This is a genomic window from Ruminococcus sp. MCC718, assembly GCF_018783905.1.
GTDB classification, from domain to species: Bacteria; Bacillota; Clostridia; order Lachnospirales; family Lachnospiraceae; genus Hominisplanchenecus; species Hominisplanchenecus faecis.
The window spans coordinates 30,826-49,014 of the sequence record NZ_WQNP01000030.1; the positions used below are offsets into that span (position 1 = coordinate 30,826).

The 18,189-nt window shown below is 46.4% G+C and carries 23 protein-coding genes; all 23 read left to right on the forward strand.

Annotated features, from left to right (window positions below):
* Nucleotides 1-120 precede the first annotated feature (120 nt).
* The 23 genes from GPK60_RS03705 (at nt 121) to GPK60_RS03815 (ending at nt 18,077) form a co-directional block, all read left to right on the forward strand.
* A complete protein-coding gene (locus tag GPK60_RS03705) occupies nt 121-1,188 on the forward strand; it encodes a phage protease (RefSeq protein WP_173895489.1) in 1,068 nt (355 codons plus the stop codon).
* A gap of 3 nt (nt 1,189-1,191) precedes the next feature.
* Nucleotides 1,192-1,581, forward strand: coding sequence for a hypothetical protein (locus GPK60_RS03710; RefSeq protein ID WP_009295612.1), 390 nt, complete (start codon nt 1,192-1,194; stop codon nt 1,579-1,581).
* A 14-nt stretch (nt 1,582-1,595) separates the two neighbouring features.
* Entirely contained in the window at nt 1,596-2,498 is a 903-nt protein-coding gene (locus GPK60_RS03715) for a Mu-like prophage major head subunit gpT family protein (protein ID WP_118511537.1), read from the forward strand.
* A gap of 16 nt (nt 2,499-2,514) precedes the next feature.
* Complete coding sequence (locus GPK60_RS03720; protein ID WP_009295614.1) at nt 2,515-2,967, forward strand: DUF1320 domain-containing protein; 453 nt, start codon at nt 2,515-2,517, stop codon at nt 2,965-2,967.
* Nucleotides 2,968-2,971: 4 nt separating this feature from the next.
* Nucleotides 2,972-3,460, forward strand: coding sequence for a phage virion morphogenesis protein (locus GPK60_RS03725; RefSeq protein WP_009320356.1), 489 nt, complete (start codon nt 2,972-2,974; stop codon nt 3,458-3,460).
* A 3-nt stretch (nt 3,461-3,463) separates the two neighbouring features.
* On the forward strand, nt 3,464-3,937 hold the full coding sequence (locus GPK60_RS03730) for an SON protein (RefSeq protein WP_173895487.1): 474 nt from the start codon (nt 3,464-3,466) through the stop codon (nt 3,935-3,937).
* A gap of 12 nt (nt 3,938-3,949) precedes the next feature.
* On the forward strand, nt 3,950-4,162 hold the full coding sequence (locus GPK60_RS03735; RefSeq protein ID WP_009295617.1) for a hypothetical protein: 213 nt from the start codon (nt 3,950-3,952) through the stop codon (nt 4,160-4,162).
* A complete protein-coding gene (locus GPK60_RS03740; RefSeq protein WP_173895486.1) occupies nt 4,162-5,580 on the forward strand; it encodes a DUF2586 domain-containing protein in 1,419 nt (472 codons plus the stop codon). Before GPK60_RS03735 ends, GPK60_RS03740 begins: the two co-directional genes overlap by 1 nt.
* Before the next feature lie 17 nt (nt 5,581-5,597).
* Nucleotides 5,598-6,044: a hypothetical protein gene (locus GPK60_RS03745; protein ID WP_117626468.1), complete on the forward strand. Its 447-nt coding sequence runs from the start codon at nt 5,598-5,600 to the stop codon at nt 6,042-6,044.
* Nucleotides 6,045-6,083: 39 nt separating this feature from the next.
* The gene (locus GPK60_RS03750; protein ID WP_055055767.1) at nt 6,084-6,479 is read left to right on the forward strand and encodes a hypothetical protein; all 396 of its coding nucleotides are present in this window, start codon (nt 6,084-6,086) and stop codon (nt 6,477-6,479) included.
* Nucleotides 6,480-6,526: 47 nt separating this feature from the next.
* The gene (locus tag GPK60_RS03755) at nt 6,527-6,703 is read left to right on the forward strand and encodes a hypothetical protein (RefSeq protein ID WP_215658874.1); all 177 of its coding nucleotides are present in this window, start codon (nt 6,527-6,529) and stop codon (nt 6,701-6,703) included.
* 108 nt (nt 6,704-6,811) lie between these two features.
* Nucleotides 6,812-9,856 carry a phage tail tape measure protein gene (locus tag GPK60_RS03760; protein ID WP_252191282.1) on the forward strand — a complete coding sequence of 1,015 codons (3,045 nt, stop codon included), beginning with the start codon at nt 6,812-6,814 and terminating at the stop codon, nt 9,854-9,856.
* Nucleotides 9,857-9,869: 13 nt separating this feature from the next.
* Nucleotides 9,870-10,421, forward strand: coding sequence for a hypothetical protein (locus GPK60_RS03765; RefSeq protein ID WP_009295623.1), 552 nt, complete (start codon nt 9,870-9,872; stop codon nt 10,419-10,421).
* A gap of 6 nt (nt 10,422-10,427) precedes the next feature.
* Nucleotides 10,428-11,207, forward strand: a complete 780-nt coding sequence (locus GPK60_RS03770) for a hypothetical protein (RefSeq protein WP_227222175.1) — start codon at nt 10,428-10,430, stop codon at nt 11,205-11,207.
* Between the two features lies 1 nt (nt 11,208).
* Nucleotides 11,209-11,493, forward strand: a complete 285-nt coding sequence (locus tag GPK60_RS03775) for a hypothetical protein (RefSeq protein ID WP_243860682.1) — start codon at nt 11,209-11,211, stop codon at nt 11,491-11,493.
* Complete coding sequence (locus GPK60_RS03780) at nt 11,493-11,918, forward strand: hypothetical protein (protein WP_009295626.1); 426 nt, start codon at nt 11,493-11,495, stop codon at nt 11,916-11,918. The genes GPK60_RS03775 and GPK60_RS03780 overlap by 1 nt, the downstream gene beginning before the upstream one ends.
* Nucleotides 11,915-13,066 (forward strand): baseplate J/gp47 family protein, encoded by a 1,152-nt coding sequence (locus GPK60_RS03785; RefSeq protein WP_009295627.1) that lies wholly within the window; start codon nt 11,915-11,917, stop codon nt 13,064-13,066. The genes GPK60_RS03780 and GPK60_RS03785 overlap by 4 nt, the downstream gene beginning before the upstream one ends.
* Before the next feature lie 7 nt (nt 13,067-13,073).
* Nucleotides 13,074-14,375, forward strand: coding sequence for a hypothetical protein (locus GPK60_RS03790; protein WP_173895483.1), 1,302 nt, complete (start codon nt 13,074-13,076; stop codon nt 14,373-14,375).
* 1 nt (nt 14,376) lies between these two features.
* Nucleotides 14,377-14,757 (forward strand): phage tail protein, encoded by a 381-nt coding sequence (locus GPK60_RS03795; protein ID WP_055055764.1) that lies wholly within the window; start codon nt 14,377-14,379, stop codon nt 14,755-14,757.
* A 14-nt stretch (nt 14,758-14,771) separates the two neighbouring features.
* The gene (locus GPK60_RS03800; protein WP_215658876.1) at nt 14,772-15,695 is read left to right on the forward strand and encodes a hypothetical protein; all 924 of its coding nucleotides are present in this window, start codon (nt 14,772-14,774) and stop codon (nt 15,693-15,695) included.
* 51 nt (nt 15,696-15,746) lie between these two features.
* Nucleotides 15,747-16,343 (forward strand): hypothetical protein, encoded by a 597-nt coding sequence (locus GPK60_RS03805; protein WP_215658877.1) that lies wholly within the window; start codon nt 15,747-15,749, stop codon nt 16,341-16,343.
* Between the two features lie 305 nt (nt 16,344-16,648).
* Nucleotides 16,649-17,848, forward strand: coding sequence for an RNA-directed DNA polymerase (locus GPK60_RS03810; protein ID WP_215658878.1), 1,200 nt, complete (start codon nt 16,649-16,651; stop codon nt 17,846-17,848).
* Complete coding sequence (locus tag GPK60_RS03815; protein WP_118511555.1) at nt 17,820-18,077, forward strand: hypothetical protein; 258 nt, start codon at nt 17,820-17,822, stop codon at nt 18,075-18,077. The genes GPK60_RS03810 and GPK60_RS03815 overlap by 29 nt, the downstream gene beginning before the upstream one ends.
* Nucleotides 18,078-18,189: the final 112 nt, after the last annotated feature.

Genomic DNA, 18,189 nt, shown 5'->3' on the forward strand with positions numbered 1-18,189 from the left:
TTTTAAGAGGCTGTGAGTGTTCGGATAGGTAAATCTAAGGATATTTACATTGAGAAGCTCTAAGGGGCGTTATAACGCGTTATAACGCTATCAGAAAGCAAAGGAAAGAGGTGAGCGGATATGGCAAAGCTGATTGCATGTGCCGGACAGGGCGTGGAGCTCTCCGGTGTGCCTACAGAAATCAAAATACTTCCCCTTGGAAGAGTACATTCCCAAAAGGGGGACTTCAATGTGGATGATGAGAGCTTTGAGCTCATCCGGAAACAGTTCAAGGACAGAAAGCTTGACCTTGTCATTGATTATGAGCACCAAACACTGTCAGATGTGCAGGCTCCGGCAGGCGGATGGATAAAAGACCTCTACAAAGGTGAAGATGCCATCATTGCAAAGGTGGAATGGACACCAAAAGCAGCCGAGTACCTGAAGAATAAGGAGTACAGATACCTCTCCCCGGTGGTATTGGTGCGAAAAAGAGACCAAAAGGCAACAGCAATACACTCTGTTGCACTTACAAACACACCTGCTATTGATGGGATGTTTGCATTAGTGAACTCCCTTGATATAGAGGACATTTCAGAAGGAGGAAATATCATGGACTTAAAGGAACTTGCAAAGGCATTAGGACTTCCGGAGACCGCAACGGAAGAGGAAATCAAGAAAGCGGTTGAGGATGCTGCAAAAGCAGCAGAGAAGCTCAAAGAAATGGATGGAAAGAAGCCGGGTGAAGGAGATGGGAAGCCGGGAGATGGTGAACCGAAGCCTGAAGGGGCTGATATGGTGGCAAACAGCACCATCCTTTCCATGCTTGGACTGAAGGCGGATGCCAAGACCGAGGATGTGGCAGCTTCCATCATGGCTCTGAAGGCAGGAGCACCGGATACACAGGCTGAACTCCTTGCACTCAAGCAGCGTATGGCTGAAAGAGATGCAGATGAGGAGGTTCAGAAGGCATTGAAGACAGGAAAAATCACAGCCGCACAGTCTGAATGGGCTAAGTCATACGCCCTGAAGGATATGGAAGGCTTCAAGGGCTTTGTGGACAAGGCTCCTGTAGTAGTTCCGCAGGGCAAGCTTGACCTGAAGGATGCTCCGGCAGCTTCCAACTCTGATGAGGTGGATATAGCCATCCTCAAGAACATGGGAGTATCCATGGAGGATGTTAAGAAGTACAACAAGAAGGAGGACTAAGAGATGAACAGAGCAGGAAACGAGAGAACCGGGAACCGGATGCTCAACATCCCTGTCAAGGGAGGAGCAGAACTGACAGAGGCAACAATGGCAGCCATCAATTCAGATGGTTATGCAGTAGAGGCAACTGCTTCCGCCGGGCTCCTGATTGCCGGATGTGTGCAGAGATATTGTGACAACCGTAACGGGGCAGATGGTGAGCAGACTGTCAGTGTGAAGCGTGGGACATTCGTATGGGAGAATGATGGAACCATCAAAGAGACTGACATCCTGAAGAAGTGCTACATCAAGGATGAGAAGACAGTGACCATCACAGCGGATGGCTCAAGTGTAGCAGGCACCATCTTAGAGGTAGATGATGATGGCGTTACAGTAGACATAACACAGGTATAAGGAGGACATGAAACATGATTGTTAATCAGGCAAATTTACACGGACTTACAGTGGGATACTCAACAGCTTTCAACAAGAGCTTTGATACCACACAGTCCAATTATCAGAAGGTTGCAACTGTGGTACCGAGCACCACAGGAGAGCAGGATTACAAGTGGCTTGGTCAGATGCCGGGCATGAGAGAGTGGATTGGTGAGAGAGAAGTACAGGCTCTTGCTGCTTATGACTACCTCATCAAGAACAAAAAGTTTGAGATGACCATTGGTGTACCGAGAGATGACATTGAGGATGACAAGTATGGAGTGTATACTCCTCTCTTCTCCAACATGGGAGAAGCTGCTGCATTGCATCCGGATGAGCTTGTCTTTGGTGCTATGATGAGCGGCTTCAATGAGAAGTGCTATGACGGGCTTTCATTCTTTAATACAGCCCACAAGGTAGGTGATGCGACCTACAGCAACAGAAGCAATAAGAAGCTGTCAAGGGAGTCCTACATGGAAGGAAGAAGCTCCATTATGAGCATCAAGGGAGATAAGGGCAAGAGCCTGAAGCTTGTGCCTGACCTTTTGGTTGTACCTCCGGCATTGGAGGAGACAGCAAGGCTCATCTTGGAAGCAGACCAGATTGACGGTACCACAAACGTGCTGAAGGGAACAGCAAAGCTTCATGTAGAGCCTGCCCTTGCAGAGCATCCGGAGTATTGGTTCCTTCTTTGCACCAACCGCTTCCTGAAGCCTTTCATCTATCAGCTTAGAAAGAAAATCAAGTTCACATCCTTAACAAGAGACACTGATGAGAATGTCTTCATGTTGGATGAGTACCTGTATGGAGCTGATGGAAGAAGCAATGCAGGATATGGTTTTTGGCAGATGGCGTATGGCTCTACCGGAGAAGTAGAAGCACAGGCACAGGGATAAGAAGTAGGTGATTGGAATGTACTGTACTGTTGGAGAGGTTCTTGAAATGATAAAGGATGATATGAAGAATGTCATCATTGGAGATGAGTACATAGAAGATGAGCAGGAGCGTGAAGCTAAGATTGCAACACTATGTGAGTCTGCTATATCTGATGCTTGTGCCGAGATTGACGGGTACCTTGCCAAACGGTACAGAGTTCCCTTCACTAAGACACCACAGGTCATCAACAAATTTGCAAAAGACATATCTGTATACAACCTTGTATCAAGGACAGGTATAGATGAGAGTGACCGGGAGAAGACCTTCCTGAACCGATACAACGCAGCCATCAAGTTTCTGCTTGATGTGGCAAAGGGCATCATAAGCATAGGCGTTGAGGAAAAAGGAGGAAGCAGCGAAGCAGCCAATGGCTTCAAGATGAAGTCTTCAGGCAGGGTGTTCTCAAGGGACAGTATGAGAGGATGGTGATGGGATGTCGTCAATCAGGGCAGAGATGTCCGGAGATACTGATGAGCTGCTCCAACGCCTGAACCGATTGAGCCACCTTGAGACCCGTGGGGTTCTGAACTCCATAGCGGAAGGATTGAGGACTTCCACAGTGGAACGCTTCACGGAGGAGAAGACTCCGGAAGGTACAAGTTGGAAGCCATCCATCCGGGCACAGGAGGAAGGCGGCAAGACGCTCACCAAGACCACACAGCTCAAAACAAGCATCCGGTCAGAAGTGAGTGACAGTGGACTTGCAGTAGGTACCAATGACATCAGGGCTGCCACACACCAATTTGGTGATGAGCGGACAATAAGAGCAAAGAATAAAAAGTACCTCACATTCAAGATTGGTGGACAATGGAAGAGAGTAGCCTCTGTCAAAGTAAGCATACCACCAAGACCGTTCTTGGGTATCAGTGAAGAGGATGAGCAGGACATCAAGGACACCTTGGAGGAAATTTTTGAGGAGTAGGACATGGTAAAGGAAAGGAACTACTTAATAGAAACGCTGAAGAGCTCCGGCATCAAGAGTCAGGTCTACACCAATATGAAAAAGCTGAAGGCAGGAAACGAAGTCCACGTTGGTGCAGTATTGCGAAACGGTGAGACATTCGCACGCTCCGGCTCAAAAAAAACATACATAGACCAAGAGGGGCAGCGGAAGCGTAGAGTGAAGCTGTGGGACAGGAGCACATCACTCCATGTAGTGATAGCGGACACATCAGAGGAGAAGGTGGAGGAAATCCTTGAGAACTTTCTCCAAAACCTGAAGAAGGGAATTGATGTGGATGGTAACTGGGTGAATATCGTGGTAGGTGAAGCGGACTGGGTAGAAGAGGGTGACAGTATCCTGAAGGCGAAAGTAGCGGTACAGTTCGACATCACTTTTGAAGGCGGTATCTATCAAGATAGAGACATTAAGCCAATGGACATTGGCTCTGTCGGATAAGGAGGAATAATCATGGCAGAAACAAAACAGGCTGCATCCTTAATGAGCATTGAGGAACTCAAGCAGAAACTTGGTGTATCTGATGCGGTGTTTGAAGGAACGAAGGCAGCAAACGGATGGAAGAGTGGAAGACAGGTGGAAGAGAAAGAGTTCAAAGAAGCCTGTGAAGCCTTCCGGAAAGCCCCGGTTGACGGGAGTAAGAAAGACAAGGAGGCAAAGGGATAATGTTTGGAGATGTAAATGTAAAAGTCGAAGACGGGAACCTTGGGAGAAGCAGCTCCACGGGTACCGGGACATCAATCAAAATCGGCATTTCCAATGTGGAAAGCAAGTCACCTATCCTGATTAGTGGCACAATGAACGCCAAGAAAATCAAGGAGAAGGTTGGCAACACACCTCTTGCTGATGCCTGCATTGATGCGGTTGAGTGGGGAGCATCCTCAATCTATTGCATCCCGGTGAAAGCAGGGACAGCCGGAACCATTGGAAAAATCACGGAAGACCAAAAGGGATACGGTACCTTTGAGGTAAAGGGAAGCCCTAACAATGCCTATGACATTGTGGTTGAGGTAATGGATGCCGGAGAGTGCAATGAGGGAAGCTTCAGATACTCATTGGATGGAGGAAATACCTTCACAGAGGAAATGACAATACCTATCACCGGAGAGGCAGAACTGGCAACTACCGGACTGACTGCAAAGTTCACGGATGCAGAAGGCGGTGACAGCTTTATGGAGGGAGACCGTTTCACATTCTCCTCCACATCACCGGCTATGAGCAATGAGTCAGTAATCAGTGCGGTTGAGAGCCTCATCAACAGCCCTCTTATGTTTGAGTTCGTTCATATCGTTGGAGTATCATCCAAGGCTTTGTGGGCTTCTCTGTGTACGATTGCCAATGACTTCCTGACTAAGTACAAGAGACCTCTGTTCTTTGTCTGTGAGGCAAGAGGAAAGAAGGCGGATGAGAGCCTTGAGGATTATGTGAACGCAATGCTTGAGGAACGGAAGGGCATCAACAATATCTACATGCAGGTTGTATGTAGCAATTCCCGTTATCAGAGAATGGATGGAAGGGTTCAGGACATCAACAATGCAGGAATTGTGACCGGACTCTATGGAAGAGCCAAAGAGTCACAGAGCATTGGAGAGGTGAAGAGCTTCCCTATCTCTGAAGCAAAGCTTCTCAAGCTCCTTCCTGAAGGAATTGAGGACTATATTGAGACCTTGGACAAGGCAAAGTATGTGACCATCAGGCAGTACATTGGCAAGGAAGACTACTATGTGACCTCTGCAAACATGATGTCACCTGAAGGTAGTGACTACTCCTATGCTGAAGATGTCAGGGTATCGAACAGACTTGTCAAGGCTGTCAGGGCAAAGGCACTTGATGAGCTTCAGGTGGAGGTTGACCCGGAAGATATTGAGACAAGCATCACCAATATTCAGGAGCAGCTCAATACACCTGTGGAAGATGCTGTCCGTGATAAAATCATAAGCTCCGGAAGCGTGACCATTGACACGGAGAACCTCAACATCCTTGTGGATGAGAAGCTTGACATCAATATCACTTATGTACCTATGGGTCATGTGAGGGAGATGAACCTCACATTTGCAGTAGAGAACCCTTATTCAGCATCTTAGGAAGGAGGTAGAGGCAGATGGCAAACAAGCAGTTAATCAACGGAAAAGCCTATGACTGGTCAAGTGTGACAATCACAGCTTCCGGCATGGAGAACATGGAACCCATGGAAATCTCCTATGATGATGAGGAGGAAAAAGAGCCTATCTATGGCAAGGGCGGAAAGATTAGAGGTTATGGTACCGGAAATCAGAAGAACTCCGTCAAGATTTCCCTGCTCCGTGAGGACTTCAATGAGATGTGCAGGGTCATCCAGTCAAAGGGATACAAGAACTTCTACAAGTATGTTATCCCGAAGATTGTAGTGAACTATGCAGACGAAGGAGCTGCAACCTGTACGGATGTCCTGACCAATGTTGTGCTGTCAAAGCGTAGCTTCAAGGCGGCACAGGGAGACAAGTCCATGAAGGTAGACCTTGATGGTATGGCAATGGGCGGTATCAAAATCAATGGTCTTGATGCGTAACTAATAACAAAATAAATGACAAAAACGGAGGTATAAACCATGAATGATACAAGAGAAGAGCAGCTCCTCAATGCAGGAAAGGCTGCTGATGCAGAGAAGAAGACAGATGTGGAGAGCCTGAAGAAGAAATATGCAGCTTCAGATGAGAAGGTCTACACGGTAGTAACAACGGTACAGGTGGATGATGAGACAGAGGATGAGTTCACATTCCTCTTCAAGAAGCCGAAGGCAGCATCCTATGACAGATATGTGAAGACCATGTCCAACTCTGTGACAAAGGCATCTAAGAGCTTTGCTTTTGACAACATCATTGATGAGCAGAGAGACATGCTCAAGGAAACAGTGGAGGAGTATCCGGCAATCACTATCAGCCTTGCAGATAAGCTTCTCCGTATGCTTGGACTGGCAGACACTACATCAGTAAAAAAGCTGTAGAGGATGCCAAGGAGCGGTTCAAGAGCAGCTTTGTGAGCTATGGGAAGATGGTCATATATACCTATCTTCCCACGGAACTGCTTCCAGAAAGCTTTGAAGACCTGACCTTTGAAGAGTTCTTTGAGCTGTATGGTCAAGCGGACTGTGCAAGAGAGATGAGAATTGAAGATATTGAGACAGGCGTAGCAAAAGGAATAGCAGACAATTTTAGTAATGACGAATAAAAAAGCCCCACAGCCGGAAACTGTGGGACTTGATACACCTCTATGGTCTTGTAAGGAATAGTATATCACATTTTAAGTAAAAAGCAACAGGGAGGTGGTTGCATGGGTATGGAGTCAGTATACAAATTGTCTGTCATCCTGAACTTGGTGGATAATCTTTCCGGTCAGATGAACAGTGTGCAGAGCAGCGTATCCGGTAGTGTAGACAAGCTCAATTCTGCCTTTGGAACCATGCAGAAGGCAGGGGTAGCAATGGCAGGAATAGGTGGAACCATCACCGGGCTTGCCATGAAAACAGTCACAGCCACCTTTGATACACAGAACGCACTTGGAGAGCTTTCCTCTTTGGGAGTGAAAGACCTGAAGGCGGTGGAGGATGCGGCAAAGAGCTTCTCCAACACATGGGCAGGAACAAGCAAAGCGGACTTCATAACGGCATCCTATGATATTAAATCAGGTATAGCATCCTTGACGGATGAAGGCGTGGCACAGTTCACACAACTGGCAGCCCTGACGGGTAAAGCCACAAAATCAACAACGGAAGAGATGGGCTCACTATTTGCCACAGGTTACGGTATCTATAAAGGTTTTTATGATGATATGTCTGACCTTGAGTTTGGTGAGATGTTCTCCGCCGGAATTGCAACAGCAGTTAAGAACTACAAGACATCCGGCTCCGAGATGGCAAGTGCGATATCAGCACTAGGAGCCACAGCTACAAATGCCAATGTCCCACTTGAAGAACAGCTTGCCATAATGGGACAGCTTCAGACTACAATGTCCGGTTCTGAAGCAGCAACAAAGTATAAGTCCTTCCTCAATCAGGCATCCAGTGCCGGAGAGAAGTTGGGACTGACCTTCCTTGATACCAACAATCAGCTACTATCAATGCCGGACATCCTGACAGAGCTGAAGAGTAAATATGGGGAGACCATTGATGCAGTAGAGAAGAGGGAACTGAAGGAAGCCTTTGGAACGGATGAGGCGGTTGCCCTTATAGACCTTTTATACAACAATGTTGAGACCCTTGACAGTGGAATACAGGACTTGCAGGGAAGCATGAAAAACGGAATATCTGTGACGGAGGAGATGGCGGAAGCCATCAACAACACACCGGAGCAGAAGTTTCAAGTGCTGAAGCAACAGATACACAACAATGTGGAGGAACTTGGAAATGGACTACTTCCGGCAGTCAACAATACCATGGACAAAGTGAGCGGACTGATACAGAAGGGTTCCAAGTGGATAAGCAACAATCAGGAAACGGTTCAGAGCATTATGAACATAGCCCTGAAGCTTGGAGTATTCCTTGTGATAGCAGGAAGCGTGATGGGTGTGATAGGAAGCCTTGGAAAGCTTTTCCTGTCAGCAAAGAACGCTATAGGACTTGTGAAGACCGCAACCTTGGGAATGAATACAGCCTTCCTTGCTTCCCCTATAACGTGGGTGATAGCCGGAATAGTGGCTCTAGTAGCCGCCTTTGTAGTCCTATGGAATAAGTCAGAAGCCTTCCGTGGCTTTTGGATTGGACTATTTGAACAGGTGAAATCATCCTTCATGCAGGCATGGCAGACATTGAAGCCTGCCCTACAAAATCTAGGTCAGAAGTTCATGGAACTGTATCAGGCGGTGCAGCCAATCCTTGAGGTACTAGGTGCTGTCTTAGGTGCAGTCCTGACGGTAGCACTTGGTCTTTTCGTTGGTTGTATTCAGGGAATTATATCCGCACTGACCCCGTTGACCAATGCCCTCTCAAGTTTGGTGAGCTTTGTTACCAATGTGGTGAACATGATTGTCTCACTATTCAAGGGCGATTTTTCGGGAGCTCTTGACTTTGCATCCGCAGCAGTCGGAGACCTGAAGGACTTCTTTTTCAACTGCTTTGATGCCATCCTCTCATTCCTTGGTGGGTTTGCATCCGGATTTTTGGATGTGGTTGGTGGTGCATTGTCGGCAATCGGCATAGATGCAACCGAGACCATAACGAAGATGAAGGACACCATCAAAAACGGGCTTGAAGCGGTGAAGGGCTTCTTTGGAAATATCTTAGGAGCTGCATCCGACACCGTGAAGGAAAAGCTTGGCAATATGAAGGCAGCCTATGAAGAACATGGCGGCGGCATCAAGGGCGTAGCAGCGGCGGCTGTAGAAGGCGTGAAGGGATACTACACAGCAGGCTTCACATTCATTGACAACCTGACGGGCGGAAAGCTCACAAACATCAAGAACCAATTCAGTGAGAAGATGTCCGGTGTGGCAAATGCAGTATCATCCGGAATGTTAGCAGCTAAGAACTATGCAAGCACACAGCTCTCCAATATGCAGGCTGCATATCAGTCAAGCGGCGGAGGCATAAAGGGAATTGTAGCAGCAACAATGACAGGAGTACAGGGTACCTTCAGTACAGCATACTCCGTGATAAACAATCTGACAGGTGGGAAGCTTGAGAGTATACGCTCTACTATAAGCAATAAGATACAGGCGGCAAAGGATACGGTCTCTTCAGTTCTTGACAGTATCAAGTCAGCCTTCTCATCAAAACTTGAAGCGGCAAGGTCTGTAGTGTCCAGTACGATTGAGAAAATCAAAGGAGTTTTCAATTTCTCATGGAAGCTTCCGGACTTGAAGCTGCCACATATTAGTGTAAATGGTGGACAGGCACCTTATGGTATCGGCGGAAAAGGTTCATTGCCATCCTTCTCCATCCAATGGTACAAGGAAGGCGGTATCCTGAACGGAGCAACCATCTTTGGAGCAATGGGAGGGAACCTCTTGGGAGGAGGAGAAGCCGGAGCTGAAGCGGTGCTTCCATTATCCGAACTGTGGAAGCAGATGACAGAGATTGTCAAAGGCGTAGTCAAAGGAGAGAACGAAGAAAGCGGTGATACAGTACAGCAGACCGGGGCAAACATCACAAGTGCTTTGACCTCAAAGGCTGCATCAGTACGAAAGGAAAAGGAAAGCAAGACAACAACCACAAAAGAGACATACACATCAGAGAGATGGGGCAAAGAAGGCGGCACCACCATCCATCAGATTAGCTTCACTGTAGATATAAGCAAGATTAAGGACTTGCCTCTGCTCTACAAGCTGATAGATGAGCTGAAGGATGCACAGAACCGGACAGACAGCCCTACTCCGGCAACAACATAGGAGGTGAGGCGGTATGCTGTATGTGCAGGAAAAGGTAGTGAAGCTTGGAGGTATATATCTTGAAGGTCAGGTCACAAGCGTGGAGGTTCAGGAAGCCGGAAGCGTGTATGTGGCACAGGATGAGAAGGGCAGATACAAGAAGTCACAGCCTGTAGGCTATGAAAATGCCAAGGTGATGATAGACATACTGCTTGAGGACACAAAGACTGCTACCACATTGGAACAGCTCACGGAGATGCAGCGGCTTTTCAAGCCTTATGGTCAGGACAAGCCGAAGCTTCTTCCAATAGTCAATGAAGACTGTGCAGTCCGTGGTATCACAAAGGTATACTTCAAGAACCTCACCTCTAAGAAGGTTATATCAGAGAGCAAACGGATAGCTTCATTGGAACTGTGGGCTCCTGATATAGCCGGGATAAAGGTGAAAAAGAAGACCACAAAGAAAAAGACTACTAAAAAGAGCACAAAGAAGTCAAAGAGTAAGAAATCAAAAAGCAAAAGCCCGGCAAAGGACAGCCGAAACACAAGCAGAGGTAAGAAGGCAGCAAGGGCGGCTGTGAAATAGCAGGAGGTGAGAAGCTTGGGATACAAGAAGCTAATATCCCCGGAGTTCCGGGTGACAGTAGGAGACTATGAGGTGACGGATGGTATAGAGGTTGAGTGTTTCTCAAGCAAAGAGTCTCACATGGACTGGTGCCGGGTGGAATTATCACCACAGCTTCAGGGAGTCCTGAAGTTCAAAGATATGGATGAAGCAAGCGTTGAGCTTGGATATGAGGATGACTTTGACAGCCTGATTGATGGATATGTCAGATGCGGTGACACGGACTACTGGAAGGAAATAATGATAAAAGATGACATGATGAAGCTTGACAGAGTGACCATCAAGGCATCCTTTGTAGACTGTGAGCCGCAGGATGTCATCCGGTATGTATTGGCATGTGCAGGGATTGAGGACTATGTGCTGTCTGATGAACATTATGGGAAGAAAGACCTTTTTGTCATTGACAGAAAGAGCGGTATCAATACCATAGCAGAGGTCAACAGCTCATGGGGCATCAAGAACCCGTTCTTCTTTCAGAAAAAGGTATTCTATTGGGGAACCAAGGAAGAACAGAAAGAGATATATGTACTTGAGGAGGGAGAGACCATCCTGTCCCTGAATAAGTACGGAGACCTTTGGGAGGCGGAGACAATAGCCATCCCTTGGATACACCACAGCCAAGAAGTTGAGGTGCAGCACAGCAAATACAGCGGAATTGTAACAGTAGAGAAGACAATAGTGAGAAGTGATGATACCGGAGCGGTACACATGTATATCTATTTTGCAGGAGGTGAGAAGGATGTCTGACATGATGAAGATGTTTGTGGAGCAGGAGCTTCAAAATCAGATAAAAGAGAACTATCCACACATGCAGTATCCGCCCGGCTTATATGCAAAGGTGGTATCTGTGAGACAGAACGGAGAGCTGTATGAAGCAACTCTCAAAATACTTGACAAAAACAAGCAGCCTGACATCCGCTTCCCGGAGGTACCGAAGGTGAAAACTGACATACCTGTCCTGAAGAATGAGATTGTGGCAATCGTGCTCATGTATGGTGAGTGCAAGCCTTATATCATAGGGAGGTGCTTCTGATGCAGATAACAGGTGCAAATGATGTAGACATCATGCTTGATGAAGATGGTCAGCCTGTATCAGACGGGAACGGGGACACAGCCCTTGTATCGGATGATGAATGTTGGCTTCAGGATATTAAGAATGAGGCAATGACAGAAGAGGGTGAGCTCTTCTATGAGGATGAGGAAGGGGATGCAAGCTATGGGTGGAGCCTGCTTGACTTTATGCAGGGAGAGTATGATGACTTCACACAGATGGAAATACAGCAGCGTATCCGTTCCAAGATGTCCAAAAGGGACTATATTGATGCCGGAAGCATACAGACAACGGTGAACTTTGACGGTCATATATACCATATCAGGATAGCCTTCCGGAGGACAGATAGCAATAGTGAATATAACATTGACATTGAGAGCAATGGCGTGGAGGTGATTGTGGAATGATAGATGAGAGCATTATGGAGAAGATTATCCCTCTCCCGGATGAAGATGAGGAGATGGAAAAGGTACAGGGAGAGCTTGAGGGTGAAGGCTTTCCTATAACGAACTTCAAAAAGGGCGGCATCTTCTATCACCTTTGCCGGATGCTTGTGACCATATACATAGAGCTGAAAGAGCTTGCCCGTACTATCGTGAATGGATGCTTCATCAAACATGCTGAAGGAGACTGGCTGAAGATTAAGGCTGCCGACTATTCCAAACAGCAGAAGGAGGCAAAGGCAGCAAGAGGTTATGTGAGCATATACAGGAGTGAATACAACAATGCTCTTCAGGTAACAAAAGGACATTGTTTCAAAACAGAACCGGATGCCGGAGGCAATGAGCTGAAGTTCTATTGCTGTGAGAATACGGTCATTGATGCCGGGGAACCTGTAGGAAGAGTGCTTGTGGAGGCTGAAGCTACCGGAACCTATTACAATATAGCACCGGGAAGAATAACCATATCCATGATACACCTTGATGGTGTGGACTATGTGACAAATGAGGATGACTGGCTCTTTGAGGAAGGAGCTGAAGAGGAAGACCTTGAAGACCTCCGTGACAGATGTATGAGCTCATGGGCGGAGCTTGCAACACGAACCATAGAAGAGAAGCTCCGGAACGCTGCAAAGGCTGTACCCGGTGTACTGGATGCCCGGATTGATGCACAGCATCCAAGAGGTCAGGGCACAGTGGATGTGATTGTCACAGGTGCAGCAGGAGAAGCTTCTCCGGAGCTGATAAGAAAGGTGGGTGAAGCCATTGAGCCGCTGAAGGGAAACTATGAGGACTATCTTGTGAAGTCCAGTGAAGTAGTGAGACAGGACTTTGAGCTTGTGATATACCTTGCTGAAGATGCGGCAACGGATGGAGTGGATGCACAGGCAACAAAACTCATTGAGGACATGATGGCTCTGACAAGGGGAGAAATGAATACCCTATACAGGGACAGCATCATCCAAGTGCTTAGTACAAAGATTGATAACTACAGGAAGACAGACATCTTGCAACCGTCTGATGACATGGTTCTTGAACAGGACAAGGTCATCATGGCAGGAGACATCAATGTGACTGTCCGGAACGTAGTACAGAGTGCAAGGGGGAAGGAGTGATGCCGCCATGATAGAGAACTTTATTGAATACATGTGGTATCTGCTCACTACTCCTCTGAAGAAGCTGAAGAAAGCACTGAATAAGTGGTACATCCTTTGCCGGGTGTTCGGCAAGAGGTTTGATGAAGCAAAGGAAGACATACTCCGGGCAAGGGATGAGGGAATGGTTGCTACATGCAGCCATGAAATGCTCCCGGTACATGGAGCTGATAGAAGGCTCACCCGGTATGAAGGAGAACATCCAGAGAACTTCCGCTCAAGGATAGCCATGTATGAGGAGATATGCAAGCTTGGAGGTACCAATGAGGGAGTGCTGCTTGCGGTGAGGACTCTTGGATATACTTCCCCGGTTCTTGTGAGAGCAAATGACCTGACAGGCTTTTCCCATTTCACACTTGATGGAAGTTGGCTCCTTGATGGGAGCCGGACATTGGAGTCTGATACCATTGAAAACAGATGGGCGGAGTTCTACATAGTAATTGTGATGGATGCGGATGAGGAGCATCCTATCAGTTTTGACATTATGCGGAAGACCGTCAGGAAGTGGAAAGAGGTGGGTGCAAAGGACAACTACTTCTTCAAGTATAACTTGAGCATCAGGCAGCCACACACAGGAAACTTCCTTGAGGTACTGTATAAGAAGCATCTATTCTATTATGACTACAGGAAGCTTGATGGAATGTGGAAACTGGATGGGAGCTATATGCTTGATGCAGAGATGACTCCCGTTGGTACCCGGATAGGATACCGATATGAGAGCCTTTATGAGCTCCATGAAGCCGGGCTTGCAGTTATGGCATACAATTATGCCTGCCGGATGGTAGAGAGTGCCATCCTGAAGGCGGCATACAGCTTCAGGATGTACTATTTTGAATACCTGAAGACAGATGGCTCATGGACGACAGATGGAAGTTATGTGGTGGATGCACAGATGTCTCCAAGAGAAATGAGATGGAGCACAACATTCCGCCATCAGCATGAAGAGAAGCTGCTAATGAAGCAGCGGTACAGGATGCAGCCTTGTGAGGAGGCATACAGTATCAGGAAGACATTGGAGCAGTACCGGATGGTCATTGACTATTTTGATTATCTGAAGCTCAACGGGCTTTGGAAGCTGACAGGCTCCCGGCTCATGGATGCACAGAGGACAGAATACACCACCAAGCAGGCATACAGCTTTGGTGTAGAACATACAAGGGAGTTCAGGGTGATATGGCATGAAGAGCACAACCTCATCTTCCTTGATGGAACATGGAGCCTTGATGGTTCCAAGATAATAGATGCTTGGCAAAAAACGGAGGTATTGTAGAATGGCAACAAAAAGCGTGATAACCAAAATCAGAAGAAAAAAGATGGCTGAAGCAAGCCATACAACCGGAACGGTTGCAAAGATAACACACATTGCACTTGGTTCCGGCGGTGTCAATGGAGATGGTACCGTGATAGTACCACTTGCGGAGAATGTAGCATTGAAGAAAGAGGTGGTCAGAAAGCCTTATACTTCATCAACCAAGACTTCAGATACATCCTATGAGTATACCATCAAGCTTGAGGAAGATGAGCTTGTTGGTACATTCATCAGTGAGATGGCACTCATTGATGAGGATGGAGATGTGGTGGCGTTCTCTAATTTCCTTGCAAAAGGTAAGGATGAGACAGAGGTGACATTCACCATTGAAGACAACTATTAAGGAGGAAGAAGAAAATGGCAAATATAACAGCAGCAGAGCATCCGAAACTTGTCCTTGAGATGACAGCAATGGAGAGGACAACTCCGGCACACTATGATGAGTGGAATGTGAGACATCAGCAGCTCCTTGACAATGACAAATACCTCAATGAGCAGTTCATCAATGTCTTTTCTGACAGTGCAGCAGCTCATAATTCCATCTACAGAGGGAAGAACCTGACAAATGTGTATACGGTGGATGAAATATGTCAGCGTATCAGTGCAGGAACCTTTAAGGACTTGTATGTGGGTGATTATTTTGACATAAGCATCACTACAGGCTTGGGTGGTGCCGAGACAGTCAGATGTATCTTGGCAGGCTTTGATGTATTTTGGAATAATGGAGATACAGCCTTCACAAAACATCATGCTGTGATTGTACCGAAGGACTGCTTCAAGACAAAATCAGTTATGAATGATACAAATGTGACAACAGGTGGGTATGTAGGCTCTAAGATGTATAAAACGGTTCTTCCTGTATATGCAGCAGCCTTGCAAACAGCATTAAATAATCATATACTTAGTCACAGAGAATTGCTGACAACAGCAGTATCTACAACAGGCAATTCAAACGCAGGAGCAGGCATCACAGGATATGCAAGCTCATGGGAATGGAAGGATTGCTTGGTTAAACTGATGAGTGAGATACAGGTATATGGTTCCACAGTGCTTAGTTCATCATTCTATGATACAGGATGTGACAATATTCAGTTCCCGTTGTTCCGGTTAGCTCCTAACCTGAAGGTAGCAGGACTTGGACATAACGGAAGTAGATGGTGGTATTGGTTGAGTGCTGTGGTGTCGGCGGCGGCGTTTGCTGGTTGTGGCAATTATGGTGGTAGTGATTATCACGACGCCGCCGGGGATGGTGGAGTCCGCCCGTATTTCTGTATCGGTTAATCTTTAATCTGCCCCCTGTATGGGGGCAGATGACCGGAAGGAGGAAATAGGTTGAGCGTTCTGAAGAACAAAAGAAGTGTATCCAGTTTGGAGTTCTATCATAATGCTATAATGCTCCGGAGAGAAATCACAATGTTGCTCCTCCGGGACTTTGGCATCAAGGACAAAGTGAGGAGTGTCAAGTCATTGTATGGGGTGCCGGGAATGGAGCAGGAGGATGAGCAGAAGTTTCGGGAGATTGTGGAGAAGTATGAAATGAAAGCCACGATAATAGAGGAATATCCGGCATGGCTCATAGATAAAATGAGGAATAATATAATGAATATTCTCCACAACATGATAATGAACATCACACAGGCAAATACGATATATCCAGTATGTGAGAGTGAGTTCTATGACCGTAGAAACTTCCAAAATCATGCCATAGGAAACTGTGAGCAGCTCCTTCAGGAGATGCAGTACATTATATCCATCATCCCGGTGGATGCACAGAAGTATATCCGATATGTGGAAATGATTGAGAAGGAGATAGCCCTCCTGAAGGGATGGAGAAAGAGTGACAACAAAATCCTGAAGAAAATCAGGGAGAATGAAGCAGCCAAAGCACAGAAAGAAGGTGCTTCCCAAAAGGCTGAAAAACAAGTATAATTATCCGGGGCAAGCTTTGTATCAAGAGACTTTTCCACCGTTGAGTGCTGTGGTGTCGGCGGCGGCGTTTGCTAATTGTAACAATAATGGTAATAGTAATAATAACAACGCCGCCGGGGATGGTGGAGTCCGCCCGATTTCGTGTATGTATACTAAGTGTAGGCTATGTGCCGATATACGATACAGGAAAGGAAAGCTTGTCCTTCCGAAAGGTAAAGAAGCTCATCTTCTGATAGAGGGAGGATGAGGGAACATCTTGATGCACCCTGATACGTCAGTTGGTGCTAGAAACGAGGTGAAGCTCTATGAATGATATGGAGTCTGTATATGATGCCAACTCCCTGCTTGATGCCTTTAACAAGTCAAAGAAGGGAACAGCGTGGAAAGAGTCAGTACAGCGGTATGAAATGAACCTTTTGAGGAATATCAACCAAACTCAAAAGGAGCTGAAGGATGGAACCTATGAGCAGAAGGACTTCTATGAGTTCAAGCTGCATGAGAGGGGAAAAACAAGGCATATTAAGTCAATGCACATCTCTGACCGTGTGGTACAGAGGTCAGTCTGTGACAATGTGCTTGTCCCGGAGCTCTCCAAGTACCTGACCTATGACAATGGTGCTTCCATGGAAGGCAAGGGTATCCATTTTGCAAGGAAACGGTTGAGCACACATCTTCACAAGTTCTACCGGAAACACAAGAGCAATGAAGGGTATGTATTACTGATTGATTTTAGCAAATTCTTTGACAATATAGTCCATGATGGTCTGATAAAGGAAATGCGGAAAAAGATTGGTGATAAGGAGACAATGAGCTTTATTGAGAAGCTCATAGATACCTTCAGGGTGGATGTTTCCTACATGACTGATGAAGAATATGCTAACTGTATGAAAACGCTGTATAACGCCTTGGAACATGCTCAAATTGATAAGGCAAAGCTGACAGGCGAAAAGTACATGAGAAAGTCCGTGGGTATTGGAAGTCAAATATCACAAATATCCGGAGTATACTATCCGACAAGGATAGACAACTACTGCAAGATTGTGAAGGGCATGAAATACTATGGGCGGTATATGGATGACATCTATATCATCCATGAAGATAAGGAGTACCTGAAGGGGCTCCTGAATGACATACAAGGGATATGTGATGAGCTAGGACTCTTTATCAATCCAAAGAAAACACAGATAGTAAAACTGTCACATGGCTTCACATTCCTTAAAATCAAATATAACCTAACAGAGACAGGAAAGGTACAGGAACGTATCAGCAAGGACTCTGTCACAAGGATGCGGAGAAAGCTGAAGAAGTTCCGGAAGCTCATGGATGCCGGGGAGATGTCCTTTGATGATGTGAGATGTGCCTATGCCTCATGGAAGGGCGGTGTGAGCCACTACGACTCATACAATGTAGTCAAGAGTATGGATAAGCTCTTTGATGAGCTTTTTATCCATCCATTTATTGAAGGAGGACACAGAGATGAGCAAAACAAAAATGAGCAAAAATGAGATAGAGCAGAAAATAAGAGACCTGAAGACCAAGCTCTCATGTCAGGAGTCTGATATTGGGGACTGGAAGATTGCCAAGTGTATTGAGTATTCTACCCTTGGGATGGAGTCACCTTATGACCTTCAGGAACTCCACAAACAGAGACAGGTCATCCGTGATGAGATTGGAGCCTTGGAAGAGGAACTTGCCAAGTGTGAAGATGAGGATGAAGCCGCTGCTGAAAAGTAGGCGTTATTCACAAAATTATTGTCAAAAAAGCGGAGGGTTTTTCCCTCCGTTTCGTGCTTATAAATACCGGAAATATTTCCCGAAAAGTTTTGTCAAAAGTTTTGAGAAGTTT

Bases quoted from the DNA above. Each gene is read 5' to 3' on its own strand.
- GPK60_RS03735 (WP_009295617.1), top strand. From the start codon at position 3,950: ATGGCAGAAACAAAACAGGCTGCATCCTTAATGAGCATTGAGGAACTC.
- GPK60_RS03750 (WP_055055767.1), top strand. From the start codon at position 6,084: ATGAATGATACAAGAGAAGAGCAGCTCCTCAATGCAGGAAAGGCTGCT.
- GPK60_RS03780 (WP_009295626.1), top strand. From the start codon at position 11,493: ATGCAGATAACAGGTGCAAATGATGTAGACATCATGCTTGATGAAGAT.
- GPK60_RS03810 (WP_215658878.1), top strand. From the start codon at position 16,649: ATGAATGATATGGAGTCTGTATATGATGCCAACTCCCTGCTTGATGCC.
- GPK60_RS03720 (WP_009295614.1), top strand. From the start codon at position 2,515: ATGTACTGTACTGTTGGAGAGGTTCTTGAAATGATAAAGGATGATATG.
- GPK60_RS03705 (WP_173895489.1), top strand. From the start codon at position 121: ATGGCAAAGCTGATTGCATGTGCCGGACAGGGCGTGGAGCTCTCCGGT.
- GPK60_RS03795 (WP_055055764.1), top strand. From the start codon at position 14,377: ATGGCAACAAAAAGCGTGATAACCAAAATCAGAAGAAAAAAGATGGCT.
- GPK60_RS03745 (WP_117626468.1), top strand. From the start codon at position 5,598: ATGGCAAACAAGCAGTTAATCAACGGAAAAGCCTATGACTGGTCAAGT.
- GPK60_RS03815 (WP_118511555.1), top strand. From the start codon at position 17,820: ATGAGCAAAACAAAAATGAGCAAAAATGAGATAGAGCAGAAAATAAGA.
- GPK60_RS03730 (WP_173895487.1), top strand. From the start codon at position 3,464: ATGGTAAAGGAAAGGAACTACTTAATAGAAACGCTGAAGAGCTCCGGC.
- GPK60_RS03710 (WP_009295612.1), top strand. From the start codon at position 1,192: ATGAACAGAGCAGGAAACGAGAGAACCGGGAACCGGATGCTCAACATC.
- GPK60_RS03740 (WP_173895486.1), top strand. From the start codon at position 4,162: ATGTTTGGAGATGTAAATGTAAAAGTCGAAGACGGGAACCTTGGGAGA.
- GPK60_RS03785 (WP_009295627.1), top strand. From the start codon at position 11,915: ATGATAGATGAGAGCATTATGGAGAAGATTATCCCTCTCCCGGATGAA.
- GPK60_RS03765 (WP_009295623.1), top strand. From the start codon at position 9,870: ATGCTGTATGTGCAGGAAAAGGTAGTGAAGCTTGGAGGTATATATCTT.
- GPK60_RS03760 (WP_252191282.1), top strand. From the start codon at position 6,812: ATGGAGTCAGTATACAAATTGTCTGTCATCCTGAACTTGGTGGATAAT.
- GPK60_RS03755 (WP_215658874.1), top strand. From the start codon at position 6,527: ATGGTCATATATACCTATCTTCCCACGGAACTGCTTCCAGAAAGCTTT.
- GPK60_RS03800 (WP_215658876.1), top strand. From the start codon at position 14,772: ATGGCAAATATAACAGCAGCAGAGCATCCGAAACTTGTCCTTGAGATG.
- GPK60_RS03715 (WP_118511537.1), top strand. From the start codon at position 1,596: ATGATTGTTAATCAGGCAAATTTACACGGACTTACAGTGGGATACTCA.
- GPK60_RS03775 (WP_243860682.1), top strand. From the start codon at position 11,209: ATGATGAAGATGTTTGTGGAGCAGGAGCTTCAAAATCAGATAAAAGAG.
- GPK60_RS03790 (WP_173895483.1), top strand. From the start codon at position 13,074: ATGATAGAGAACTTTATTGAATACATGTGGTATCTGCTCACTACTCCT.
- GPK60_RS03725 (WP_009320356.1), top strand. From the start codon at position 2,972: ATGTCGTCAATCAGGGCAGAGATGTCCGGAGATACTGATGAGCTGCTC.